This is a genomic window from Halorubrum halophilum, from assembly GCF_000739595.1.
GTDB lineage: Archaea > Halobacteriota > Halobacteria > Halobacteriales > Haloferacaceae > Halorubrum > Halorubrum halophilum.
Genome location: NZ_BBJP01000081.1, coordinates 85,289 through 107,782, shown reverse-complemented (window position 1 = coordinate 107,782; position 22,494 = coordinate 85,289). Strand labels below are relative to the sequence as shown.

Sequence of the window (22,494 nt, the reverse complement as noted above, 5' to 3'; positions counted from 1 at the left end):
CCGGACCTAAATCGGCGCGAAACGACTACCAGGTATGGACCCCCACTCCGCCGTCGATCCCCAGTCGACGTACGACCGTATCGCGGTGCACTTCTCGAAGACGCGAGAGTACGCGTGGCCGGAGGTAGAGTCGTTCCTCGACGGCCGCACCGCGACGCGCGCGCTCGACCTCGGCTGCGGCAACGGGCGCCACGCGGAGCTCCTCGCCGATCGTGCGGACGCGGTCGTCGGTGTCGATCTCAGCCGCGAGCTCCTCCGCGAGGCAGTCACTCGGGCCCGCAAGCGGGGGTACGACCAGACGGCGTCGTTCGTCCACGGCGATGCAGCAACCCTGCCGCTCGCGACCGACGCGGTCGGGCTCGCCGTCTACGTCGCCGCCCTCCACCACCTCCCGTCGCGCGAGGCGCGGGTGCGGAGCCTCGACGAGCTCGCGCGAGTGCTCGCGCCGGGCGGGACCGCGCTGGTGAGCGCGTGGAGCACGGCCCACGACCGGTTCGACCGGGAAGCGGGGTTCGACACGACGGTCGACTGGACGCTGCCGGGCGGCGAGACGGTGCCGCGGTACTATCACATCTACTCGCCCGAAGAGTTCGAGACCGATCTCGCGGAGAGCGCTCTCGAAACGGTCGAAGCGGGCGTGTCGAGCGGGAATTGCTACGCGGCGGTCACCGTTTTAGACGGCTGATTATCGCGTTCGATATCGACGGGCGTGGATTAAAGGGACAGTGACGACCGCGTCGTTGTAATGAGTTCTACACCGCTGGATCGGCTTCTGCGTCGGATCACCCCCGACGCGGTCACTCGGAGCTACCTCGCGAAGTTCGCGGTCGCCGTGCTGGTCGTCGTCGCCGCCATCGGCGCGGTGGGTGCGGTCACCTACGCGGAGACGACCGAGCAGCTCGAAGCCAGCGCACAGGAGGACTACACCGCCGTCGCAGAGCTGAGCGGTATCGAGCTCGACGGCTGGACGAGCGCCCGCCGTTCGACGGCGAGCGACATCGCGGACAACGAGGCGTTCTCCAACGATCCGGACGTGACGAGCCGGTATCTCAGTTCGCACCACTCACGGACCGCCGAGGAGGTGGTCGCTCTCCACCACGTCGACCGCAAACAGGGCACCGTGCTTGCATCGAGCCAAGACGACGCCGACGCCGGCGCCGCCGTCACCGGGCAGGAGTGGTTCGACGACAACCTGTTGTACGGCGATCAGGTCTTCACCACGCCGACGTACGAGGTCGAGGGCGAACAGCGGGTCGCGTACGTCGCCCTGACGCCGATGCGCGACTACCTCGTCATGGAGGTCAATCTCGCGCCGATCGTCGCGGACCTCCGGCAGCCGACCGACGGCGCGTTCACGACGATCGTGCAGTCGGATGGGACGATCGTCGCCGGCGACCGCGAGGGCGTCGCCGGTGAGCGGTACGACGGCGGGGTCCGGACCGCCCTCTTCGACGGGGAGAACCCGATCGGACACGTCGCGTCCGCGACGTTCGGCTTCGCCGAGGGGACCGAGTACTTCGTCGCGTACGCACCGGTACCGACAGAGGATTGGTCGATCGCGGTCCACGTCCCCCTTTCCGAGGCGTACGCGCTCTCCGGGATGATCGGCCGGAACCTCCTCCTGATCATCGGGGTCGCGATCGTCGGCCTGGGCCTGCTCGGCGCGACGCTCGGCCGCGGGACCGTCGTCGAGCTGAACCGCCTCGGCGACCGGGCGCGCGAACTTGAGACCGGTACCCTCGACGTGGACTTGGAAACGAGCCGGCGAGACGAGTTCGGCGACCTCTACGGTTCGTTCTCGACGATGCGCGACTCGCTGCGCGAGGAGATCGAGTCCGCGGAGATCCAGAAGGAGCGCGCGGAGGCGGCGAAAGCCGAGAGCGAGGCGTTCGCGCAGACGTTGGAGGAGCGCGCCGCGGCGTTCGGGGCGACGATGGAGGCATGCGCCGACGGCGACCTCACCGCCCGGCTCGACGCCCGGCCCGACGATCCCGAGGCGCTTCACGAGATCGCAGACGGGTTCAACGACGCGATGGACGAGCTGGAGACGACGATCGCCGAAGTGGACGCGTTCGCGGGCGAAGTGGCGGAGAAGAGCGAGGCGGTGACGGACGGGACCGACGAGGTCGCCGAGGCGGGCCGCGAGACGAGCGACGCAGTCGACGAAATCTCGGCGGGCGCCGAGCGACAGAGCCGCCAACTCGCCGACGTCGCGGGCGAGATGGAGGACATGTCCGCGACCGTCGAGGAGGTGGCCGCCTCCGCCGAGCAGGTGGCGACCACGTCACAGCAGGCGAGCGACCTCACCGACCGGGGGCGCGAGGCGACCGGCGACGCGGTCGACGAGCTTCACGCGATCGAGGACCGGTCGGAGTCGGCCGCGGAGACCGTCGAGCGGCTGGAGGCCGAGATGGAAGAGGTCGACGAGATCGTCGAGACGATCTCGGAGATCGCCGACCAGACGAACCTGCTCGCGTTGAACGCCTCCATCGAGGCCGCCCGCGCGGGCGAGGCCGGCTCCGGCTTCGCGGTCGTCGCCGAGGAGGTGAAGTCGCTCGCGGAGGAGACTCAGGAGTCGGCCGCCGAGGTCGAGACGCTAATCTCCGGTCTCCGTGAGCGCACCGACGAGAGCGTCGCCGAGATGGCCGCGATCCGCGAGGGCGTCGGCGACGGCGTCGACACCGTCGAAGAGGCCGAAGACGCGCTGGAGGCGGTCGCCGAGCGCGTGACCGAGGCCGACGACGGGGTCCAGGAGATCTCCGGCGCGATGGACGCGCAGGCGTCGTCCGTCAGCGAGGTCACCGGCGCCGTCGACGACCTCGCCGGCGTGAGCCAGCAGACGACCGCGGAAGCGACGACCGTCGCGTCGACCGCCGAGGAGCAGGCCGTGACGCTGCGGGAGGTCTCCGAGCAGGCGCACGACCTGACGGAGCGCGCACGGGACCTGCGCCGCATGACCGACGCGTTCGACGTGGGCAATGCGGGAGCGGAACGCGGAGTCGACGTCGAGGCCGAAACAGAAGCGAGCGGCGACGCCGAGACTGAAACAGCGGGGAGCGACGACGCAGAAAGCGTGACGGTCGACAGCGATTCGGAGGGCGACGACAGTTCGGAGGGCGACGACAGTTCGGAAAGCGACGACAGTTCGGAGGGCGACGACGGAGCGTCCGAGCCCGAGGCCGACCGGGAGTCGGAGGATACCTCGTTCACGTTCGGCGCGGAAGAGACGGACGGCCCCGACTCGTCGGTGAGCGCCGACGGCGGCGTCGCTCGCGAGACGGACGAGACGGACGAGACGGACGAGACGGACCCGAGGCTCGACGGGTCATCCGACGGGAACGCAGAAGAGTAGCCGCGCCGTCTACCGCGGCGGTCGAGTCACGAGCCGCCTCAGTCGGCGACCGTCTCGTGGCCGGTCTGTGCGTCCTCGGCCAGCGGCGTCACGACCTTGTAGGCCGCGTACAGGCCGAGCACCGCGATGCCGGCCAGCACGACCCCCGTCCGGAGCTGCGGCGAGAACAGCGGGGTCGCGATCACGTCGCCCGCCTCGTTCGTCATCGGGACCGGGCTGTACGGTTGGCCGACGAGGAGCTCTAAGAGCCCCATGCCGACGATCCCGAGCAGCATCAGTCCTGCGCTCAGCGCCATCGCCGCCTTGTCGATGATGTCTGTCATTAGATGTCACCTCTTAACCGAGCAGGTAGCGGAGCTTCGGGTGCTGTTCGACCACGTCCATCTTCTCGATGACCGCGTCGAGGCCGTAGTACCGGCCGGCCGCGAGCACGATCATGGTCATGAACAACAGCAGGCCCATGAAGTCGCCGTTGACGAGCCCGTTGCCGAACCCGGCGTTGCCGATCCAGAACAGGACCATGAAGATGATCCCGCCGAAGGCGGCGAACCGGGTGAACGCGCCCGCGATGAGCGCCAGCCCGATCAGCGTCTCGAACAGGGGGACGCCCGGCTCGATGAGCCACGCGAGGTTGTTCCCCATCCAGACCGGGATGCCGCCGAGCGCGGTCCCGCTCATCTCCGACATGTACGCCGACCCGTAGGTGTACGAGAACCCGTCCTCGATAACCTTCGTGATCCCGGCGTGGAAGAACCACCATCCGGTGACGACACGCAGGAAGGCGATCCAGTACGCCGCCCATGGGCCGTCCAGCGCGAACTCGACCTCGTCGACCAGTGGATTGCTCGATTGGTATGACATTGTCGTCACCTTACGGGTGTACGTTGGATGGCTACCGACATATGTACCCAGAACGCTTCTAACCCTCTGAAAACGGTTCTACGTTCGCGGGAACGGCCCGACATATTGTGGCTTTTTAAGTAGTGGTGTGGACGATCGTCGGCGGAGAGGATGCGCCGCAGTCGTCGAGAACACGGAACGTTTATCAGAACTGTTCGGCCTACGTGTAGACGCGTTCAGCGACGGACGCACTGCGCGCCGGTGGTCTAGTGGTAGGACCTGAGCCTTCCAAGCTCATGGCCCGGGTTCAAATCCCGGCCGGCGCATCTTCCCGCACACTACGAACGAGGAGCGACAGCGACGAGTGAGTCGTGCGGGAAGATGCGCCGAGGGTTTGAACCCTATCAGTCGCGCGCAGCGAACAGCGTGAGCGAGCACGTCTGATTCCGGTTCAAATCCCGGCCGGCGCACTCCCTACGGTCGTGCGCCGGCCGTACCCTCGCTCGCTCACGCTGTTCGCTCGCGAGGGTCCCGGCCGGCGATTTTCCTCGATTCACTCGGAAAATGCTGAGAAGGAGTTGGATCTCATCAGCCGTACCGCTTCGATCATCTTGCAGTCGCCACCTTACAGACTCCCCCCGCCGTCGACCCACACCGTCTCGCCCGTCACGTAGCTCGCGCCCTCGGAGGCGAGGTAGAGGTACGCGTCGCGCAGGTCCGCGGGGATACCGGCTCGGGACGGGAGGCCGTCGGACTCCTCGATCGCGTCTCTCGCCTCGTCGGCCCACCCCTCCCGGATCTCGGTGGCGATCGGTCCCGGAGCGACCGCGTTCACCCGGATCCCGTGCCCGTCGAGTTCGAGCGCCGCGCTCCGCGTGAGCATCTGGATCCCGCCCTTGGTCGCCGCGTAGTGGGAGTGGTCCCACTCCGCGCGTTCGGCCGTGGTCGAGGACGTGTTCACGATCGCTCCCTCGACGCCGCGATCGATCATGTCCTTGGCAGCCAGTTGCGTGCCGAAGAAGGCGCCTCTGAGGTTGACGCCGTGGACGAAATCGAAGTCCTCCGGGGTGACGTCGAGGAACTCGCGGCTGCGGTGGACCCCCGCGTTGTTCACCATCACGTCGACCCCGCCGAACTCGCGGGCCGCCTCGATCACCGACTCGATCTGACTCGGCTCGGAGACGTCGGTCTCGACGAACGCGGCGGTTCCGCCGTCCTCCTCGATGGCCTCGTGGGTGGGGGTCTCCGCGTCGACGTCTTTCGGCGCCGCCCGGACGTCGGCGTTGATCACGGTCGCGCCCGCGTCACCGAATCCCGTCGCGACCGCGCGGCCGATCCCGCTCGATCCCCCCGTGACCACGACCGTCTCGCCGGCAAAGTCCGCGTTGATGCTACCCATACGGAGGATCGGGGACAGCGGATCAAAAAGGGTCGGTCTCACGGCCCCTCAAGCCGGCTCTCGCGTCGTTTCGCGGAGCTGCCGGCCCAGTACGTGGGCGAACTCCCTGCTCAGTCGTCGTCGGCCGCGGGCGTCTCCTCCGTGGCCTCAACGCCCTCCTCACGCGGTCCGCCGGCGTGCCCCTCGTGGGCGACTGCGGTCGCCATGAGCTCCGGCGAGATGGCGGGCACCTCGTCGGGATCGACCGGGCCGTCCGCCTCGATCGTCTCCGTCGAGCGCGGGAACTCGCGGATCTCCTTGTGGATCGCGAGGCCGGCCTTCGCGCCCTGCCCCATCGCGACGGGTACCTGGTTGTGGCCGGGCGTGATGTCGCCGACCGCGAACACGCCGTCCTCGCTGGTGCGGCCGTGGTCGTCGACGTCGATCTCGCCGCCGTCGGTGAGGTCGCAGCCGAGTCCCTCGGCGAGCGCGGTGTTGTAGTCGGAGCCGTACATCGGAAAGCCGCCGCGGTACTCGCGGCGGGTGCCGTCTTCGAACTCCAGCGCCTCGAGCCACCCGGAGTCGGGGTCGTTCTCGACGCCCGCCACGTCCTCGCGGACGACTTCCACGGGGTGTGCCTCCAGCTGCGCCGCGGTCTCGTCGCTCCACGTCGGCTCCTCGCCGCGGGTCAGCAGGTCCACGTCGTCGGTCACGTTGAGCATGATCATCGCGACGTGGGCGGCGGCCTCGCCGTGGCCCATCACGTACACCGGCTCGTCGACGAACATGTAGGCGTCGCAGTGGAGACAGTAGTGGAGCCCCCGCCCCGTCCGCGGGAGCGGCGGGTCCGGGCGCTCGTCGGAGAAGCCGGTCGCGAGGACGACGCGGTCGGCCCGGATCTCGGCGTCATTCGTCGTCAGCCGGAACCGGTCGTCGTCGGTGCGCTCCGCGTCGGTGACGAAGCCGCGCTCGAAGGCGCCGCCGTACGACTGCACCTGCTCGCGGCCGGTGGCGAGGAACTCGTTGCCGGAGGTCTCCTCGGGAACGCCGATCACGTTGTGCGTGTCGGCCATCATCGCCGCGCGCCCGCCGCCGCGGTCGATCAGCACCGTCTCGTGGCCCAGTCGGGCTCCGTACAGGGCGGTCGTCAGGCCGGCCGGCCCGCCGCCGACAACCGCGATCTCGTACTCGTCGTCGGACGAACTCATTACCGGAGCGTACGCGGCGCGGCGGTTTAAATGAAGTCGTGCTGTGCGCGGGTCGCGGCCAGCCCGTTAGGCGCGGCGTACCCGGTCCGGGTCCCTCGGTTCCGCGCGTCCCCGGAAGCTTATTACGCGCCATCGCGTGCGCTGTGGCAGTGCCATCCCGACTCGCCGCCGCCGTCGTCCTCCTCCTCGTCGGGGCAGTCGCCGACATCGCTTCGACCTACGTCGCCATCTCGGGCGGGCAGTACGTCGAGGGGTCGCCGGTCGGCGCCGCGTTCATCGGGACGTTCGGGCTCCTCCCCGGCATGCTGCTCACCAAGGCCACCGGAATGGTCCTCATCGGGATCCCCGTCGCGGTCGCGGGCGGGACCCGTCGGCTCGTCGCGACGCTGATGTGCGCCGGCGTCGGCGTCCTCTCGATCGCCACCGCGGTGCGGAACGTCCTCTTCGTGGCGGGCGTCTGGCCGTGATTCGGTCGGTCGTTCAGTGCCGGCGCCGATCGTCGCGCTCCCGTCACTCGCCTTTATAAAGACGCGCGGCGGTTCGCTCCGGGAGCCCGGCGTCGGCGACTGCCTCGCTCACGCGGTCGATGTCGTACGCGACGCGTCGCAGATCGATCTCTCCCGTCTGCGTGTCGAGCACGGCGTACCCCGCGTCCGGATCGCCGTCGCGCGGCTGGCCGACGCTCCCCGGATTGACCACGGTTCCGCCCGCGACCGAGCGTTTCCCTTGGACGTGGGTGTGCCCGAGCACGATCCCGTCGTGATCGCCCATGTGCCGGTCGAGGTTGGGGAACTCCTCCGGGTAGACGTAGGCGTCCTCGCGCTCCGCCGCGGGGTGCGAGTGGACGAGCAGGTACCGGTCGCCCGCGAACATCTCGGCGCGGGGGAGCCCGTCGAGCCACGCGCGCTGGTCGGCCGAGAGCGACGCCTTCGCGTGTTCGAGCCCGGCCTCGGCCATGCGGTTGGCCCGGTAGCGCTCGGGCGTGCCGACGGTGCGGTCGTGGTTGCCTCTGACCGTTTTCGCGGCGACATCGCGCACGCGCTCGACGCACTCGGCCGGCCACGGGTTGTACCCGATCACGTCGCCGGCACAGACGATCCGGTCGACCGCGGGCATGTCGTCGAGGACGGCTTCGAGCGCGGGCAGGTTCGCGTGGATATCCGAGATGAGCCCCATCTTCATCGGGTCGGTGTTCGGGAGCGACGCCCGAATAGCTTCGGCCGATACGTGGTGTCAGACGGGGTTGCGTTCGGGAGGGTCGTAGTTGTCGATCGCTTATAAGTGGTCGACTTTGGATCGACGAAGATTGCCTTCGAAGCTCCAGTCGCTCATTCAAAAATTGCTGCTGAGAACTCGACGGCGAACACCTCCAAAGCCCCGGCCGTGAGGGCGGCGCGCCGACCGCATCGTTCTTTTAAATAAGCGATCGTCGCTGATGCTCGCGATCGGTTACATACTGAATCGTTACCGTCGCTCTGCAACACCCACTCCTGCATGATCCAACAGAGCCGGAAAAGTCGACGAGCCGATTCCGCGTCTGCTTATAAATCCGCTCAGGATCCGCCTACAGCTCCGCAAGCAGCGTCGCCGCCGCGTCGGCCGACGATCCCGGGCCGCGTGCGGTGATCAGGTCGCCGTCGACCGTGACGCTCGTGTCGGCGTCGAGCTCGGCGTCCCAGTCGGCGCCCGCGAGGACGACCTCGTCTTCCACCCAGTACGGGAGCTTCCGGCCGTCCGGCATCACGTCGTCGTCGTCGACGATGTCCTCCTCCCACGCGTTCGGGAACCCGGTGACCGAGCGCCCCTCGACGAGGGGCGTCCCGTCGGCCTCGCGGGTGAACGCGAGGATGCCGACCGCGTGGCAGACGACCAGGGCGACGCCCTCCTCGCCCGCGACCGCGTCGAGGAGGAGCTGGCGCGCATGGCGGTCCTGGTTCACGTCCCAGACGGTGCCGTGCCCGCCGGGGAAGACGACCGCGTCGTAGCCGTCGGCGTCGACCGTCGCGATCGGTTCGGGATCGTTGAGCTTCGGGTGCTCCTCGTCGACCTCGCGGAGCTCCGCGACTCGCTCCTCGCCGCCCGCAGCCTCGGGATCGAGCGATCGCTCGTCGACGACCGGCGGCGACCCCGAGGGGGTCGCGACCGTCACGTCGACGCCCTCCGATTCGAGCGTGGTCAGCGGCTCGATGCACTCCTCGGCCCAGTACCCTTCCTCGCTTACGACGAATAGCGCTTCGGTCATGCGTGGCTCCACGTTGGTGCGCTCGACGTAAAAGGCGCCCGCGCCCGGAAGCGACGGGGGGCGTCGCGGGGTTTATAAGGAGTCGATCGCGACGGGCCGCCGCGCCGCGGTCGCGCGGCGACCCCGCCCCGCTCAGGTCGTGAAGAGTTCGGTGTCGTCGGGGACGGCGAACAGCCCCATCCGGACGCCGGCGTCGAGCCAGCCGTAGCCGTACGAGTACGACGCCAGCGCATTGACGGGGTCGCCGTCGTCGCGGAAGTGCCGCCCGTCCTCAAGGTACGATTCGGCCATCTCCAGCACGTCGGCGGCGCCCTCGCCGAGCGGGGTGTCGGCCGGCGGGCGCGGCTCCGCGACCGCGAGCGCGTCGGCGAGCATCCGCTCGTAGCGGTCCGTCTTCTCCTCCAGATCCGCGGCCATGCGAGCCGTTCCGGGGTGCGGGTCAAAAAGCCGTCGGCGAAGCGCAACCTCGATATCCCCGGAGTCGAAACGGGCGGCCATGTACGAGGCCGTCCACGCCCACCCCGACGGCGACGCGACCGCTGCCCGCCACGCCGCCACCGCGGCGCGGTACGGCTACGAGGGGGTCGTCGTCCGGACGCGGGAGGCGCTCGATCCGGTCGGCGCGGACGCGGTCGACGACCGGTCCCCGGAGGCCGCCGCGCTCCGCGACGAGTACGGGATCGACGTCGTCGACGCGGTCGAGATCGACGCCGACGGCGCCACCAGCGCGTCTGGCGCGGTGGGCAACTACCGGTCCGACCGCACCGTGGTCTGCGTCGCCGGCGGCGACGACGGCCTCAACCGGTTCGCGGTTGAGGAGCCCCGCGTCGACGTGCTGGTCCGCCCCATGGCCGGGTCGGGCGACTTCAACCACGTCCTCGCGAAGGCCGCCCGCGACAACGGGGTCCACGTCGAGTTCGACCTCGGCCCGCTGTTCCGCGCGACCGGCGGGAAGCGGGTCCGCGCGCTGGCGGACCTCCGGAAGCTCCGGGAGATCGTGACCTACTACGACGCGCCCCACGTCGTCAGCGCGAACCCGCGGTCGCACCTCGAACTCCGCGCGCCGCGCGAGATCGTCGCCGCCGCCGAGGCGGTCGGGTTCGACGCCGAGTGGGTCGAAGAGGGGCTCCGCGCGTGGGGCGAGATCGCGGCCCGCAACCGCGAGCGTCGCTCCGAGGCCTTCATAGAGCCGGGGGTTCGACTGGGCAGGTATGAAGAAGACGGTTGAGGAGCACGCCGCGCGCTTCTCCGAGAAGGCCGCCGAGTACGACGACTCGAAGAGCGACGAGTACCACGCCTGCGCGAGCCTCGTGATCGACTACGCCGTCCCGGACGCCGACGACGTTGTCCTCGATCTGGGCGCCGGCACCGGCGCCATCGCTCTGGCGCTCGCACCTGACGCCGAGCGCGTGCTCGCCCGCGACATCAGCGAGGGGATGATGGACGAGGGACGCCGCAAGGCCGAGGAGCGCGGGCTCGACAACGTCGAGTTCGCGTATGGCGAGTTCCGCGACCCCGAGGTCGCCCCCGATCAGCGGGTCGACGTCGTCACCTCGAACTTCGCGCTCCACCATCTCTCGGACGACGAGAAGCGCGAGGCGATCCGGGTGATGGCTGACACGGGCGCGCGCCGGATCGTCCTCGGCGACGTGGCCTTCTTCGAGGACCCGGACCCCGACGCTCCCTTCTACGGTCCCGAGGTCGACGATCCGGCGACCGTCGGCACCCTCGTCGAGGCGTTCACGGCCGAGGGGTTCGCGGTGACCGCGGTCGAGCGCGTCCACGATCAGGTGGCGGTGATCGTCGCGGAGCGACTCGACGACGATTCGGACGAGGAATAATCCAGTCCGATGAAACACCTCCCCAAACACCTCCGGCCGCGCTGGCGGTACCTCGCGGTCGGGATCGAGACGTGGCCCGACGCCGAGATCCGGCGGCGCGCGTTCCAGCGCGCGCTGTGGTACGCCGCGGGCAACCTCCTCGGCGACGCCGGCAGCGCCGACGCCGACCTCACGCTGCTATCCTTTTCGCACGACGACGGCGAGGGCGAAGCGATCGTCCGCGCCCGCCACGGCCACGTCGACGACGCGCGCGCGGTGATCGGGTGTGTGAGCGAGGTCGACGACGACCCCGTCGGAATCCGCATTCGCGGGATTTCGGGGACGGTACGTGCCTGTGAGGAAAGATATATGGGTCGCGCGGGCGGTACTTCGACACAGCGAGACGTCGCGTTCGAAGACGCCGAGCGGTCCGCAGTCGTGCGCGATGACGCGTGCGACGTGCGGACCGAGTCGGGGTACGTCGGCGCGGCGGCGTTCGACACCGAGTGATATCATGCAGGGCCAATCCCAACAGCAGGCGTACGACCGAGGAATCACTATCTTCTCTCCCGACGGCAGGCTCTACCAGGTCGAGTACGCCCGGGAGGCGGTGAAACGCGGGACCGCAAGCGTCGGCGTCCGCGCCGAGGACGGCGTCGTCCTCGCGGCGGACAAGCGCGCCCGGTCCTCGCTGATGGAGCCGGAGAGCATCGAGAAGCTGCACAAGGCCGACGACCACGTCGGCGTCGCGAGCGCGGGCCACGTCGCCGACGCCCGCCAGCTCATCGACTTCGCGCGCCGACAGGCGCAGGTGAACCGCCTGCGCTACGGAGAGGCGATCGGCATCGAGACGCTCACCAAGAACATCACCGACCACATCCAGCAGTACACGCAGGTTGGCGGCGCGCGCCCCTTCGGCGTCGCGCTGATCGTCGGCGGCATCGAGGACGGCGAGCCGCGCCTGTTCGAGACCGACCCGTCCGGCACCCCCTACGAGTGGCAGGCGCTGTCGATCGGCTCCGACCGGAGCGACCTCCGCGACTACCTCGAAGAGGAGTACGAGGAGGGCCTCTCGGTCGACGAGGCGGTCGGGCTCGCGCTCGACACCCTCGCGCAGTCGAACGACGGCGAGCTGACGCCCGACGGCGTCGGCGTCGCCACAATCACGGTCGACGACGAGGAGTACACGGAGCGATCGGCCGACGAGATCGAGGCGATCCTCGCCGACCGCGATCTGCTCCCGAACGAGGAGGACGAGGCGGGCGCCGACGCCGAGTCCGGCGACGCGGACGCCGACGAGACCGACGGCGAGGAGTAACGCGACGGCTGGCGGTCGACGGAGACACGCTCCGACCGTCGCTTTTCGGTTCTTTGGCTACGATCGGTCGGTCCAGGAGACCACGGACCGGTCGTCCAGTGGGTTTCTCGTTGTCAGTCAGGAGGGTCGTGAGGCGTACGGAAACGACTGAAAGAACGAGACAATAAATTTAATTGGATATTCTAGGAATACTTATCCGCTCTCGGAGATAGTGTACTAATATGGGTGAATCGATAGATACTCATGAACGCCAGACTGTCCTAATCGTCGACGATCAGCCCGACGAAGTGGATCTGTATTCGGAATTTTTAGCCGAAGACTACACGGTTTTGACGGCGTACTCCGGAGCGGAAGCACTGGAGACGCTGAGTTCGGACGTCGCCGTCGTCTTGCTCGATCGGCGCATGCCGGGGATGTCCGGTGACGACGTGTTAGCGACGATCCGGGAACGCGAGATCGACTGTCGGGTCGTTATGGTGACGGCGATCTCTCCCGGAACGGACATCCTTGACCTCCCGTTCGACGATTACCTCGTCAAACCGGTCTCCCGCGAAGACATTCGAGACGCCGTCTCTCGGATGCTCGTCCGCGCGTCATACGACGAGACGATGCGAGAGATCGTCGCCACCGTCTCGAAAATGGCGACACTCGAATCGATGATGACCCTCCCGGAAATGGAAGCCAGTTCGGAATACACCGCGCTGACGGAGCGGTTCGACGACCTACGGGAGGAGATCAACCTATGGGGGCCGAACGGCGAGCCGTACCCCGAGTTTTCCACGGAAAAGATAGACGGAGTGTTCAGCTGAAAACGGGTGCTCAGTCTCCTCTCAGTCAAAAATCAACACAGAGGCTTTGTTGAACTCATATTCTTCAGATACGTTCTCATCTGAAACAGCTGATCGCTGAGGAGTGCGTATTGACTACCGAGAATGTTACCAGCTCAGAGAAAAGTTGCGATAGCCGTGCAAGATACAGAGCGCGAATGGACACAAACCGAGGACAGTCTACGGGAGGGAGTGGTCGGTCAGTGGTGACAAGTAATTAGTTGTGTCCTTTGCGTGGTTGCTCCTTGTCAAAATACACCGTGTTCAATCGGCCTATGTTGTCGTTCTGAATCGGGCGAACATAGACGGTGTCGTCTGAGTGAACGAGAACTCTGTGACCAGCGTAAGAAAATGTTACCGTCACATCATGGGATCGATTCTCCGTAACAATTTCCACTAATCCATCAAGGTCAATTGACTGAGAGAGTGGAGGTAACTTTTCCATTGGCGTGTTCAACGCGTCGGAAACAGCCTCAGTGATACTCACAAGGGGTTCCTCTGAAGACGTTCTCATGTAACTACAATCGAGATCTCCTCACATGGTAATAAGCAACATACTATTCAATACGATTAAAGTCACGATTTATAATAGGAAGTATTATTCTGTTAACATCTAATCTGTATGGGTGGGAAACACACGTGAATTTTACTACGAGCCAGATGAGGGCGAACAGCTAAGTACAGCAGTCGTAACGGCGATTGCGAAGGCTCACGACGAGGATGTAATCGCTCAAAAGTGGGTCATCAGTGACGACATTAACACGGACGCACTTGATGGACTCTTTCAGGAACGGAATCTCAAGATGACGCTCCAGTTTGAGGCAGATACCACGACAGCTACCATCACTGCCGATACGAGCGGAAACCCAATGATCAAAATCGAATCGCATCGCTAAGTATGCAGAAGCAGGGATTCTGTTCCGCGTAACTTCGCGGCTATCTCGTGTAATTATGGGGAAATAGGTGGCATTGGTGTCTGTTCGAACTCTTCTTCGATTGTCTTGATGAGAACAGTAATTGCTTCGTAATGGTCCTGTTTCGACTTATGAATGCCCAATGGAGTCACACCAAGTGCGTGATACGTGGACATCCGCCGAGCTGGCATGTTTTCATTCTCGATCAGATACTGTGCGACTTCCAAAAGCAGGGCGTGAATCGAAATGAGTTCTTTCTTGCGCATGATCTCAACTCCCCCGAGTATGAGCGCCTCGACTTCCATTCCAGACACGTAACGTGCGCCCTGCCAACGTCACTGAATCATGATCGACGTATGTGTGTGCGATAGCTGTGTGCCACTGTTAATGATGAGTGAGATGCCGACGTGAGCCACGCTCACTCACAAATCCAATATATGTGAAACGGCATCAAACCCCATAGTAACCCGGATAATCATCACGCAGGCACGTTCTATCGGTTGGTTCCGGATTCAGATGGAGAAATAATGTAGTTTCCGTGCTGACTGCATCCTGTGTATCTCGCAAGGCGTTCCTAACAGAAGTGGGAGAGATGTAGACTGACTCTGGTCTGTGAGTCCCCTGTATTGAACGCAGCTGGGCCAAAGTATATCTCTTGCCGCGGATCTCAACGGACCCCTCTCCGTTCCGCCGTCCCGCCGCCGGTCGGGAGAGTTATGCCGCCGGGGGACGACCGACGACGCGTGCAGAAGACGGTACTCATCACCGGCTGTTCCTCGGGTATCGGGCGGGCCTCGGCGCGCGCGTTCCTCGACGAGGGGTGGACCGTGTACGCGACCGCGCGGAACCCCGCGGACATCGAGACGCTGGGCGAGGCGGGCTGCGAGCTGGCGACGCTCGACGTCACGGACCAGTCCGATATCGACCGCGTCGTCGACCGCATCCTCGACGAGGAGGGGGCGATCGACGCGCTGATCAACAACGCCGGCTACGGTCAGTTCGGACCGGTCGAGGACGTGCCGACGGCGAAGGTCCACGAGCAGTTTGACGTGAACGTGTACGGTCCGCACCGGCTCATCAAGGCCGTCCTCCCCGGGATGCGCCGCGAGCGCGACGGGACGATCGTCAACGTCTCCTCCGTCGCCGGGCGGCTGTCGTTCCCCGGCGGCGGGGTGTACAGCGGCTCGAAGTTCGCGATCGAGGCGCTGTCGGACGCCCTCCGCAACGAGGTTGCGGAGTACGGGATCGACGTGGTCGTCGTCGAACCGGGCCCCGTCAAGACGAACTTCTCGAAGCGCGCGGAGCGGGAGGCGGGCGCCGGGAACGCGGACGGCGAGGCGGACGCCGGAGAGACCGACGGCTCCGGGACCGACGACGGCGGACTCGACCGGTCCGGCGCCTACGAGGAGTTCTACGAGCTGTTCGAGGACACGCAGCTGATCGGGGGCGACGGGCCCGGCGCGATAGAGCCCGAGGTCGTCGCCGCCGCGATCGTCAACGCCGCGAGCGCGACGCAGCCGCCGGCGCGGGTCCAGCCCGGCACCGCCGCCCGGATCGGCGTGCTCGCGCGGTTCCTCCCCGACGCGGTGCTCGATCGGGGGTACGAGTTCGTCCGGAAGTTCACAAGCTGACCTCAGTCGTCGGTCCGCGTCACCGCGAACGGACTCTCCCCTTCCCGCCACTCCCAGCCGGGGAGCCGCGTCTGGAAGCCGGCGGCGAGCGCGGCGTCGAGGTCGTCGGCGCCAGCCGCGCCCGCTCCGTCGGCGGTCGCGTCTTCCGTGACCCGTACGTCGACGAGGTGGAACGTCGCCTGCGCGAGCAGCGAGAGGGGACGCCCGCCAGCGATCGTCGCGGCCAGTTCGCGGCCAAGCACTTCGTCGACGACGAATCCCGGGTAGTCGCCCGCCACGTCGAGGTCGCGAAGCAGAGCGACGCAGCCGGCGACGTTGACCGCGACCTCGCCGTCCGCGAACACCGCGTCGACCTCGTGCCGGTACGTCTCGGCGGTGACGGGGTCGACCTCGGTCTCGAAGAGCCGGCCCAGCCGCTCGCGGGTCTCGTTGATCAGGGGGACGACGACCGGAGCGCGCTCGCGGATCCATGCGTGCTCGTCGCTGACCGTCTCGGGGGTGATACGCATGCGCCGTCGTTCGCGGCCGAGGGGTTTGCCATTTGCGAAGGGTTTTATAACGACCGGGCTAATCATCAGCTAAGCGGGTTTTCGCTGGCTGTTCCCGCACGGAACCACCTACGGACAGTACTACCACTATGCCTACCCCGTCACGGTCGACCTTCGGCGCCGAGTCGCGTGCAGACACGCGAGACGACTCGACGGCGACGGCGATCGCGACGACCCGCGGTGAGATATGAGTCAAGTCGATAAGCAACTCGATACCCTGAAATCAGAGATCGAACAGGAGATTCCGAACGACATCACGGTCACCGACGTGAAATACGAGGGACCGGAGCTGGTCGTGTACACGCGCGACCCCAAGGAGTTCGCCGGCGACGGCGATCTGATCCGGCGGCTCGCCTCCAAGCTCCGGAAGCGGATCACGGTCCGCCCGGACCCGAGCGCCCTCGCCCCCCCGGCACGCGCCGAGGAGGAGGTCCAGTCGGTGATTCCGGAAGAGGCCGGCGTGACCGATCTCGACTTCCACGAGGATACCGGCGAGGTCGTCATCGAGGCTGAAAAGCCCGGGATGGTGATCGGCCGCCGCGGCTCGACGCTCCGAGAGATCACCCAGGAGGTCGGCTGGACCCCCGAGGTCGTTCGGACGCCCCCGATTGAGTCCTCCACCGTCTCGAACGTGCGCGGCTTCCTGAAGAACGAACGCGAGGAGCGCCGCGACATCCTCGAACGCGTCGGTCGGCAGATCCACCGCGAGGAGATGTCGGACGACGAGTGGGTCCGAATCACGACGCTCGGCTGCTGTCGCGAGGTCGGTCGCGCCGCCTTCATCCTCTCGACGCCCGAGACGCGGATCCTCATCGACTGCGGCGACAAGCCCGGCGCGGAGGGCGAGGTGCCGTACCTCCAAGTGCCCGAGGCGCTCGGGGCGGGCGCCGCGACCCTCGACGCCGTCATCCTGACGCACGCCCACCTCGACCACTCGGCGCTGGTCCCGCTGCTCTTTAAATACGGCTACGACGGCCCGATCTACACGACGGAACCGACCCGCGACCTCATGGGCCTGCTCACCCTCGACTACCTCGACGTCGCCGCCAAGGACGGGCGAACGCCCCCGTACGAGTCGTCGCAGGTCCGCGAGGCGATCAAACACACGATCCCGCTGGAGTACGGCGACGTGACCGACATTGCGCCGGACGTGAAGCTCACCTTCCACAACGCAGGCCACATCCTCGGCAGCGCCGTCACCCACTTCCATATCGGCGACGGCCTCTACAACGTCGCCTTCTCCGGCGACATCCACTACGAGGACACGCGGCTGTTCAACGGCGCAGTCAACGACTTCCCGCGCGTCGAGACGCTCGTTCTGGAGTCCACCTACGGCGGTCGCGACGACTACCAGACCGATCAGGCCGACTCCGAGGAGGCGCTCAAGGAGGTCATCAACGAGACGTACGAGCAGGGCGGAAAGGTCGTCATCCCGGCGTTCGCCGTGGGGCGGTCCCAGGAGATCATGCTCGTCTTGGAGGAGGCGATGCGCGAGGGGGAGATCCCGGAGATGCCCGTCCACCTCGACGGGATGATCTGGGAGGCGACCGCGATCCACACCACCTACCCCGAGTACCTCCGGGACGACCTCCGCGACCGGATCTTCCACGACGACGAGAATCCGTTCCTCGCCGACCAGTTCAACCACATCGACGCGGGCGAGGACGAGCGGCAGGACGTCGCCGACGGCGACGAGTGTATCGTCATCTCCACCTCCGGGATGATCGAGGGCGGGCCGATCATGTCGTGGCTCCGCCACATCGGCCCGGATCCGGACTCCAACCTCGTCTTCGTCGGGTATCAGGCGCAGGGGACGCTCGGCCGCCGGATCCAGAACGGCTGGGACGAGATCCCGGTCGACGGCTGGGGCGGCGGGAGCCGCGGCGACACGCTCACCCTGGAAATGGGAACGGAGGTCGTCGACGGCTTCTCCGGCCACGCCGACCGGCAGGGGTTAGAGAACTTCGTGAAGACGATGAATCCGCGCCCCGAGAAGGTGCTGTGCGTCCACGGCGACGAGCGCTCCGTACAGGATCTCTCGTCGGCGCTGTACCACGACTACAACATGCGGACGTTCGCGCCGAAGAACTTGGAGACCTTCCGGTTCAAGTAAGGCCCCACAGAACGGAGCGGTACCGATCGAACGAGCCCGGCCGCACCGACCAGTCGCTCAGCGATCTGCGCGCGGCGCTTCAGGATCGTTCTCAGGTCCTCCAAATGCGGTCGCGTTAAGTGTGACGTGAGTTGAGAGAGTCGACGACGGCTTCGATCCGACCGTGAGCTATTGCTAGCGCGACAGTGCCGAACCGGTGTGTGACGGGTGGTGGCCGTCGTTCTATGTCCCAAGATCGTCTCTGAACTCGAGCGGCCCACCCCCGGAGGTTATCCAACCCAAATATCATCCGAGATATTTTAACGCGGACCTTTTTCTTCCATCTTGAGAGCGTAACTACATGATCCCGTCGCGTCCGGATGCGATCGGTCTCCCCGCGGCGGTCCTCAGACGGAAGGCGTCAGCGAGACCGACGCACGGTCCGTCGGTCAGCGTCGCCGCCGTGCTCGCCGGCGCCGGAGGACGCTCGTCGACGATCACGCGAAACTCGAGATATATATGTCAACTCACCTCATATACGTCTTCTTGATCGGCGCCTCTGCGGTGCTGTCTGCGTCTCTCTCCGTCGTCGCGCTCCGGAACCGGGATATCGCTGGCGCGCTGTCCCTGGGGGTCCTGCTTTCGGCGGTCACCTTTTGGGCGGTCGGAAAGATCGCTGAGCTCGCGAGCCCGGGACTCCCGGCGACCCTGTTCTGGGCGAACGCCCAGTACGCCGGGATCGTCGTCGTCATCGCCATGTGGCTGCTCTTCGTGCTTACGTACACTGGCCAATACAGGTGGCAGACCAGACGCATCACGCTCTTGTTGGCCGTCGAGCCGCTGCTCGCGCTGTTCGTGATCTGGACGAACGAAAGCCACGGGCTGTTCCGGACCTCGACGGACCTCTTGTCGTACGGGTCGCTGACGGGGTTGATATCGACCCCCGGGCCGGCGTTCTGGGTCCACACGGCGTACTCGTACCTCCTCCTGTTCGTCGGCGCGGTCCTGATCATCCGGCTGCTGGTTCGCTCCGATCACCTGTACCGCAGCCAGGCGATCGGGCTGCTGCTCGCGGTGTGCTCCCCGTGGATCGGTAACGGACTGTTCCTCCTCGGCGCCACGCCGCCGGCGCTCGACACGACGATCATCGGCTTCTCGATCACGGGCGTCGTGCTGACCGTGATCACCGTCCGACATCGGCTGCTCGACATCGTTCCGGTGGTCAGTGAAGTAGCCCGGGATAAGGTGATCGAGAGCATGACCGACGCCGTCCTCATCGTGGACCGCCGAAACCGACTCGTCGACGGTAACCCGGCGGCTGAGAGGCTGTTAGACCGAGAGATGACCGACGTGATCGGACGACCGCTCGCGGAGGCGTTCCCCGATCTCGCCGACGCGATCGACGAGAACGCGAACGGGAGCGAGACAGGTGACGGAGACGTGGACGGGAGCGAGGCGGGAGACGCGGACGGTACTGGAGCGTTCCGGACGGAGATCGAACGGAGAGAAGAGAGCGCGGTGCGCTACTACGACGTGCGCGTCTCGCCCCTGCAGCGCGGCTTCGGAACGCTGACCGGGCGGTTGATCAGCCTCCGAGACGTCACCGATCAGCGACAGAGAGAACAGCAGCTGGAGGTACTGAACCGGTTGTTGCGTCACAACTTCCGAAACGACGCGACCGCCATCCGGGGGAACGCGTCGCTCCTCCGAGACGACATCACGGACCCCGCCGTGCTGCGACGCCTCGAAACGATCGAGCGGACCGTCGAGACGATGATCGAGCGCAACGAGCGGTTCTCGCATCTGACGGGTCGTCTGGGCGGGTCCGACCGCGAGTCGATCAACCTCACGGCGGAGCTCGAAGAGCTGGTCGCGACGAAGTGCCGCCGGCATCCGGAGGTCACAATCTCGTTCGACTGCACCACGCCCGCGTGGGTCGATACCGGCGGGATCGTCGTCTCGGCGCTCGACGAACTCCTCACCAACTCGATCAAACACAACGACGCCGAGCGGCCGCAGGTACAGGTCTCGATAATGACCGACGAGCCCAGCGAGAGCGACACCGTGCGGCTCCGGATACGCGACAACGGTCCGGGGATCCCCGATCACGAGATCAAACCGATCGATCGGGGAACCGAAACGCCCCTCGAACACACGAGCGGCGTCGGCCTCTGGCTGGCGACGTGGATCATCCGCGAGGTGGACGGCTCTCTCGAGTTCACCGAGACCGAGGACGGGACCGTGGTGACGGTGTCGCTTCCCGCCGACCGATCGTCCGGGTCCGCGTGACCTTTTAAGAACCACCGACGAGTACGTCCCGTATGCGAATCGCACTCATCGCCCACGACGAGCTGAAGGACGAGATGGTCGAGTTCGTCACCGCCCACGCCGACGCCCTCGGCGACTGCGAGCTCGTCACCACCGGAACGACGGGGAAACGCATCGCCGACGAGACCGGGTTAGCGGTGAATCGGCAGGCCTCCGGACCGCTCGGCGGCGACCTCCAGATCGGCGCGAAGATCGCTGACGGGGCGATCGACGGCGTCGTCTTCCTCCGGGACCCCCTCACCGCGCAGGCCCACGAACCCGACATCTCCGCGCTCCTCCGCGTCTGCGACGTGAAGGACGTTCCCCTCGCGACGAACGTCGCCTCCGCGGAACTGCTCGTCGAGGGACTCCTCGAGGAGGCGTGATCCCGGGAGCGACGGCGCTCGGCGCGTGCGAGTGAGCCCGACGGGTCCTCGCGTCGAGTATCAGACCGGATAACCGGGGGCGCGCCGTTTTTACCCGGCCAGGCGTAGTCCGACTCGATGACACGCCGCTCTCGCTCGGGAGAAACCGGCCGCGCCACGATCACGGTCGCGCTGCTTCTCGTCGTGGCGACCGTCGCGAGCGGGGGGTTCGTCGGCGCCGCGGCGGCGGCACCGGGCGGCAGTGACGCGGTTACGGGCGACGATGGTGCCACGGGCGGCTCGAACGACGGTGGCGTCGAGGCCCCTGCCGACCGCGTCGCTCCCCCGACGCAGTGCTTCGCCGGCGAGGGGTACCCGATCTCCATCGGCGACGAGGGAGCGGCGATCGAGGCGCTCGTCCACCTCTCCGTGTTGACCGATCCGGCCGCCGGCAACGAGTTCGGGATGGAGGCGGCGGGGACGCTCGCCGGTGACCCCATCGTGACGCTCGGCGCCGGCGTCAGGCTGACCGCGCGCGAGGCGATCGCGAACGGCGTGGACCCGTTCGCGGCGTTCGACGTGTTGTACGCCTACGAGCTTCGGCTCCCGATGTTCGACGGGGCGATCGACGACTCGGAGTACCGGGACGACGGGTCGCCGATCGAATCGAGTGCGGGCACGGTGCCCTGCTAATTCGACTCGTCGCGGTCGCCCGGCGACTCGATCCCCCTCACGATTCCGAGAAGCTCTCGGCGCGCGTCCGCCGGGCTCTCTCCCGGAGGATACGCCTCCTCGCCGAGGGGATAGGCCCCCCCACCGAGCAGATACTCTCCAGCCGCCCAGACCGCGAGCAGCGCCTCGACAGGCACGCGCCGCTTCTCGGCGTCGACGCGTGCGACGCCGCGAAACGTCGAGAGGGTCGCCCGAGACGCGTTCGAATCGTCGACCGCGATCTGCCGGTCGCCGCAGTGTTCGATCTCTTCGATGTCTCGCTCGGCGAGGCGGTCGCCGAACCCCGAGCGCGCCCGACGCTCGACGAGCGCGGTGAGAGCCGGGTTCGGCGCGGTCGTCGGGCGAATCCGCAGGCGACTCGCGAAGCAGAACGGGCGGGGAGGGGCCGCCGCGTCGCGCTCGTACCGGACCGTGCTCGCGTCGACCGAGACGGGGCCGGCGGCGAACGCTCGCTCCGTCGTCTCGTCGACGCGTCGCCAGCCGGCGAGGCGCTCGGAGGGGACCACGGGAGGGTCCATGGAGGGCGTTTCTCCGTCGAGGCAATTAAAAGGAAACGGCGATCAGCGGGCTGTGGCGCCTCTCGGTGCGCTCAGTGGTCGTCTTCGCGCCACTTGTGCTCGCATTCGGTGCAGACGAAAAAGCGGGTCTCCGACTCGTCGGCCGAGCGGATCTGCTGCATGTACCAGTACGCGCGGTCGTTCCCGCACTCCGGACAGTGGGCCGTCGTCTTCGGGAGCCCCTTGTCCTCCGCGTCGCTCACGTCGACGATCTCCGACTCCACCTGCGACTCGGTGGTCCACTGATCGTCCTCCTCCTCGCGGCCGATCTCGTAGCCGCAGGAGCCGCATACCCAGTGGTCCTCGCCCTCGCCGGACTTCATCATCGATCCGCACTCGTCGCAGAACTTCATGGCTGAACCA

26 protein-coding genes and 1 tRNA gene are annotated in these 22,494 nt (G+C 66.7%); 15 read left to right on the top strand and 12 right to left on the bottom strand.

The genetic code is table 11. From position 1 onward, the window contains the following. Positions 1-34: 34 nt before the first annotated feature. Both ACP96_RS16485 and ACP96_RS16480 read left to right on the top strand, forming a co-directional pair. Positions 35-685 carry a class I SAM-dependent methyltransferase gene (locus ACP96_RS16485; RefSeq protein WP_050026307.1) on the top strand — a complete coding sequence of 217 codons (651 nt, stop codon included), beginning with the start codon at positions 35-37 and terminating at the stop codon, positions 683-685. Between the two features lie 60 nt (positions 686-745). Further along, positions 746-3,352: a methyl-accepting chemotaxis protein gene (locus ACP96_RS16480; protein ID WP_050034140.1), complete on the top strand. Its 2,607-nt coding sequence runs from the start codon at positions 746-748 to the stop codon at positions 3,350-3,352. Between the two features lie 38 nt (positions 3,353-3,390). On the opposite strand, the gene ACP96_RS16475 is transcribed toward ACP96_RS16480, so the two are convergent. Further along, entirely contained in the window at positions 3,391-3,675 is a 285-nt protein-coding gene (locus ACP96_RS16475) for a hypothetical protein (RefSeq protein WP_050026309.1), read from the bottom strand. A 13-nt stretch (positions 3,676-3,688) separates the two neighbouring features. Beyond that, a complete protein-coding gene (locus tag ACP96_RS16470; protein WP_050026311.1) occupies positions 3,689-4,213 on the bottom strand; it encodes a DoxX family protein in 525 nt (174 codons plus the stop codon). Positions 4,214-4,447: 234 nt separating this feature from the next. On the opposite strand from ACP96_RS16470, the gene ACP96_RS16465 reads away from it, so the two are divergent. Then, positions 4,448-4,518, top strand: a tRNA-Gly gene (locus ACP96_RS16465). Between the two features lie 299 nt (positions 4,519-4,817). On the opposite strand, the gene ACP96_RS16460 is transcribed toward ACP96_RS16465, so the two are convergent. After that, positions 4,818-5,591 (bottom strand): SDR family NAD(P)-dependent oxidoreductase, encoded by a 774-nt coding sequence (locus ACP96_RS16460; RefSeq protein WP_050034139.1) that lies wholly within the window; start codon positions 5,589-5,591, stop codon positions 4,818-4,820. Positions 5,592-5,701: 110 nt separating this feature from the next. Then, a complete protein-coding gene (locus ACP96_RS16455; protein ID WP_050034138.1) occupies positions 5,702-6,778 on the bottom strand; it encodes an NAD(P)/FAD-dependent oxidoreductase in 1,077 nt (358 codons plus the stop codon). 149 nt (positions 6,779-6,927) lie between these two features. Here ACP96_RS16455 and ACP96_RS16450 point away from each other — a divergent pair, with 149 nt between their 5' ends. Beyond that, complete coding sequence (locus tag ACP96_RS16450; RefSeq protein ID WP_050026319.1) at positions 6,928-7,245, top strand: hypothetical protein; 318 nt, start codon at positions 6,928-6,930, stop codon at positions 7,243-7,245. Positions 7,246-7,288: 43 nt separating this feature from the next. Here ACP96_RS16450 and ACP96_RS16445 read toward each other — a convergent pair whose 3' ends face one another. The 3 genes from ACP96_RS16445 to ACP96_RS16435 form a co-directional block, all read right to left on the bottom strand. After that, complete coding sequence (locus ACP96_RS16445) at positions 7,289-7,960, bottom strand: metallophosphoesterase family protein (RefSeq protein ID WP_050026320.1); 672 nt, start codon at positions 7,958-7,960, stop codon at positions 7,289-7,291. A gap of 382 nt (positions 7,961-8,342) precedes the next feature. Continuing rightward, a complete protein-coding gene (locus ACP96_RS16440) occupies positions 8,343-9,020 on the bottom strand; it encodes a type 1 glutamine amidotransferase domain-containing protein (protein WP_050034137.1) in 678 nt (225 codons plus the stop codon). Between the two features lie 132 nt (positions 9,021-9,152). Next, complete coding sequence (locus ACP96_RS16435) at positions 9,153-9,437, bottom strand: DUF357 domain-containing protein (protein ID WP_050026325.1); 285 nt, start codon at positions 9,435-9,437, stop codon at positions 9,153-9,155. A gap of 79 nt (positions 9,438-9,516) precedes the next feature. On the opposite strand from ACP96_RS16435, the gene ACP96_RS16430 reads away from it, so the two are divergent. The 5 genes from ACP96_RS16430 (at position 9,517) to ACP96_RS16410 (ending at position 12,967) form a co-directional block, all read left to right on the top strand. After that, on the top strand, positions 9,517-10,248 hold the full coding sequence (locus tag ACP96_RS16430; RefSeq protein WP_050034136.1) for an RNase P subunit p30 family protein: 732 nt from the start codon (positions 9,517-9,519) through the stop codon (positions 10,246-10,248). Then, a complete protein-coding gene (locus ACP96_RS16425) occupies positions 10,232-10,861 on the top strand; it encodes a class I SAM-dependent methyltransferase (protein WP_050034135.1) in 630 nt (209 codons plus the stop codon). Before ACP96_RS16430 ends, ACP96_RS16425 begins: the two co-directional genes overlap by 17 nt. Before the next feature lie 9 nt (positions 10,862-10,870). Beyond that, on the top strand, positions 10,871-11,350 hold the full coding sequence (locus ACP96_RS16420; RefSeq protein ID WP_050034134.1) for an Rpp14/Pop5 family protein: 480 nt from the start codon (positions 10,871-10,873) through the stop codon (positions 11,348-11,350). A gap of 4 nt (positions 11,351-11,354) precedes the next feature. Continuing rightward, the gene (gene psmA, locus ACP96_RS16415; RefSeq protein ID WP_050034133.1) at positions 11,355-12,158 is read left to right on the top strand and encodes an archaeal proteasome endopeptidase complex subunit alpha; all 804 of its coding nucleotides are present in this window, start codon (positions 11,355-11,357) and stop codon (positions 12,156-12,158) included. 221 nt (positions 12,159-12,379) lie between these two features. After that, positions 12,380-12,967 carry a response regulator gene (locus ACP96_RS16410; RefSeq protein WP_082222607.1) on the top strand — a complete coding sequence of 196 codons (588 nt, stop codon included), beginning with the start codon at positions 12,380-12,382 and terminating at the stop codon, positions 12,965-12,967. Positions 12,968-13,202: 235 nt separating this feature from the next. On the opposite strand, the gene ACP96_RS19055 is transcribed toward ACP96_RS16410, so the two are convergent. Next, complete coding sequence (locus tag ACP96_RS19055; protein ID WP_160298111.1) at positions 13,203-13,499, bottom strand: HalOD1 output domain-containing protein; 297 nt, start codon at positions 13,497-13,499, stop codon at positions 13,203-13,205. A gap of 112 nt (positions 13,500-13,611) precedes the next feature. Here ACP96_RS19055 and ACP96_RS16405 point away from each other — a divergent pair, with 112 nt between their 5' ends. Beyond that, complete coding sequence (locus ACP96_RS16405; RefSeq protein ID WP_050034132.1) at positions 13,612-13,881, top strand: HalOD1 output domain-containing protein; 270 nt, start codon at positions 13,612-13,614, stop codon at positions 13,879-13,881. Positions 13,882-13,934: 53 nt separating this feature from the next. On the opposite strand, the gene ACP96_RS16400 is transcribed toward ACP96_RS16405, so the two are convergent. Beyond that, positions 13,935-14,204, bottom strand: coding sequence for a UPF0058 family protein (locus ACP96_RS16400; RefSeq protein WP_080509883.1), 270 nt, complete (start codon positions 14,202-14,204; stop codon positions 13,935-13,937). A gap of 411 nt (positions 14,205-14,615) precedes the next feature. On the opposite strand from ACP96_RS16400, the gene ACP96_RS16395 reads away from it, so the two are divergent. Continuing rightward, the gene (locus tag ACP96_RS16395; protein WP_050034131.1) at positions 14,616-15,530 is read left to right on the top strand and encodes an SDR family oxidoreductase; all 915 of its coding nucleotides are present in this window, start codon (positions 14,616-14,618) and stop codon (positions 15,528-15,530) included. 2 nt (positions 15,531-15,532) lie between these two features. Here ACP96_RS16395 and ACP96_RS16390 read toward each other — a convergent pair whose 3' ends face one another. Continuing rightward, positions 15,533-16,039, bottom strand: coding sequence for a hypothetical protein (locus tag ACP96_RS16390; protein WP_050034130.1), 507 nt, complete (start codon positions 16,037-16,039; stop codon positions 15,533-15,535). Between the two features lie 226 nt (positions 16,040-16,265). Between ACP96_RS16390 and ACP96_RS16385 the strand changes: the two genes are divergently transcribed. From ACP96_RS16385 to ACP96_RS16370, 4 genes are all read left to right on the top strand, one after another. Then, positions 16,266-18,191 carry a beta-CASP ribonuclease aCPSF1 gene (locus ACP96_RS16385; protein ID WP_050034129.1) on the top strand — a complete coding sequence of 642 codons (1,926 nt, stop codon included), beginning with the start codon at positions 16,266-16,268 and terminating at the stop codon, positions 18,189-18,191. Positions 18,192-18,689: 498 nt separating this feature from the next. After that, entirely contained in the window at positions 18,690-20,459 is a 1,770-nt protein-coding gene (locus tag ACP96_RS16380) for a histidine kinase N-terminal 7TM domain-containing protein (protein ID WP_082222606.1), read from the top strand. A gap of 32 nt (positions 20,460-20,491) precedes the next feature. Further along, a complete protein-coding gene (locus ACP96_RS16375) occupies positions 20,492-20,863 on the top strand; it encodes a methylglyoxal synthase (RefSeq protein WP_050034127.1) in 372 nt (123 codons plus the stop codon). A gap of 117 nt (positions 20,864-20,980) precedes the next feature. Beyond that, entirely contained in the window at positions 20,981-21,535 is a 555-nt protein-coding gene (locus ACP96_RS16370; protein WP_050034126.1) for a DUF7332 family protein, read from the top strand. On the opposite strand, the gene ACP96_RS16365 is transcribed toward ACP96_RS16370, so the two are convergent. Together ACP96_RS16365 and ACP96_RS16360 are read right to left on the bottom strand one after the other, a co-directional pair. After that, a complete protein-coding gene (locus tag ACP96_RS16365) occupies positions 21,532-22,092 on the bottom strand; it encodes a hypothetical protein (protein ID WP_050034125.1) in 561 nt (186 codons plus the stop codon). The two genes, ACP96_RS16370 and ACP96_RS16365, sit on opposite strands and share 4 nt — an antisense overlap. A 71-nt stretch (positions 22,093-22,163) precedes the next feature. Then, positions 22,164-22,484 carry a transcription factor S gene (locus ACP96_RS16360; RefSeq protein ID WP_050023206.1) on the bottom strand — a complete coding sequence of 107 codons (321 nt, stop codon included), beginning with the start codon at positions 22,482-22,484 and terminating at the stop codon, positions 22,164-22,166. Between the last annotated feature and the right edge of the window lie 10 nt (positions 22,485-22,494).

Excerpts from the sequence above, each read along its gene's own strand:
- ACP96_RS16470 (WP_050026311.1), bottom strand. The coding sequence starts at position 4,213 with ATGTCATACCAATCGAGCAATCCACTGGTCGACGAGGTCGAGTTCGCG.
- ACP96_RS19055 (WP_160298111.1), bottom strand. The coding sequence starts at position 13,499 with ATGAGAACGTCTTCAGAGGAACCCCTTGTGAGTATCACTGAGGCTGTT.
- ACP96_RS16360 (WP_050023206.1), bottom strand. The coding sequence starts at position 22,484 with ATGAAGTTCTGCGACGAGTGCGGATCGATGATGAAGTCCGGCGAGGGC.
- ACP96_RS16400 (WP_080509883.1), bottom strand. The coding sequence starts at position 14,204 with ATGGAAGTCGAGGCGCTCATACTCGGGGGAGTTGAGATCATGCGCAAG.
- ACP96_RS16485 (WP_050026307.1), top strand. The coding sequence starts at position 35 with ATGGACCCCCACTCCGCCGTCGATCCCCAGTCGACGTACGACCGTATC.
- ACP96_RS16380 (WP_082222606.1), top strand. The coding sequence starts at position 18,690 with ATGTCAACTCACCTCATATACGTCTTCTTGATCGGCGCCTCTGCGGTG.
- ACP96_RS16375 (WP_050034127.1), top strand. The coding sequence starts at position 20,492 with ATGCGAATCGCACTCATCGCCCACGACGAGCTGAAGGACGAGATGGTC.
- ACP96_RS16395 (WP_050034131.1), top strand. The coding sequence starts at position 14,616 with ATGCCGCCGGGGGACGACCGACGACGCGTGCAGAAGACGGTACTCATC.
- ACP96_RS16430 (WP_050034136.1), top strand. The coding sequence starts at position 9,517 with ATGTACGAGGCCGTCCACGCCCACCCCGACGGCGACGCGACCGCTGCC.
- ACP96_RS16435 (WP_050026325.1), bottom strand. The coding sequence starts at position 9,437 with ATGGCCGCGGATCTGGAGGAGAAGACGGACCGCTACGAGCGGATGCTC.
- ACP96_RS16365 (WP_050034125.1), bottom strand. The coding sequence starts at position 22,092 with ATGGACCCTCCCGTGGTCCCCTCCGAGCGCCTCGCCGGCTGGCGACGC.
- ACP96_RS16390 (WP_050034130.1), bottom strand. The coding sequence starts at position 16,039 with ATGCGTATCACCCCCGAGACGGTCAGCGACGAGCACGCATGGATCCGC.
- ACP96_RS16480 (WP_050034140.1), top strand. The coding sequence starts at position 746 with ATGAGTTCTACACCGCTGGATCGGCTTCTGCGTCGGATCACCCCCGAC.
- ACP96_RS16410 (WP_082222607.1), top strand. The coding sequence starts at position 12,380 with ATGGGTGAATCGATAGATACTCATGAACGCCAGACTGTCCTAATCGTC.
- ACP96_RS16445 (WP_050026320.1), bottom strand. The coding sequence starts at position 7,960 with ATGAAGATGGGGCTCATCTCGGATATCCACGCGAACCTGCCCGCGCTC.
- ACP96_RS16475 (WP_050026309.1), bottom strand. The coding sequence starts at position 3,675 with ATGACAGACATCATCGACAAGGCGGCGATGGCGCTGAGCGCAGGACTG.
- psmA (WP_050034133.1), top strand. The coding sequence starts at position 11,355 with ATGCAGGGCCAATCCCAACAGCAGGCGTACGACCGAGGAATCACTATC.
- ACP96_RS16460 (WP_050034139.1), bottom strand. The coding sequence starts at position 5,591 with ATGGGTAGCATCAACGCGGACTTTGCCGGCGAGACGGTCGTGGTCACG.
- ACP96_RS16420 (WP_050034134.1), top strand. The coding sequence starts at position 10,871 with ATGAAACACCTCCCCAAACACCTCCGGCCGCGCTGGCGGTACCTCGCG.
- ACP96_RS16425 (WP_050034135.1), top strand. The coding sequence starts at position 10,232 with ATGAAGAAGACGGTTGAGGAGCACGCCGCGCGCTTCTCCGAGAAGGCC.
- ACP96_RS16370 (WP_050034126.1), top strand. The coding sequence starts at position 20,981 with ATGACACGCCGCTCTCGCTCGGGAGAAACCGGCCGCGCCACGATCACG.
- ACP96_RS16385 (WP_050034129.1), top strand. The coding sequence starts at position 16,266 with ATGAGTCAAGTCGATAAGCAACTCGATACCCTGAAATCAGAGATCGAA.
- ACP96_RS16440 (WP_050034137.1), bottom strand. The coding sequence starts at position 9,020 with ATGACCGAAGCGCTATTCGTCGTAAGCGAGGAAGGGTACTGGGCCGAG.
- ACP96_RS16455 (WP_050034138.1), bottom strand. The coding sequence starts at position 6,778 with ATGAGTTCGTCCGACGACGAGTACGAGATCGCGGTTGTCGGCGGCGGG.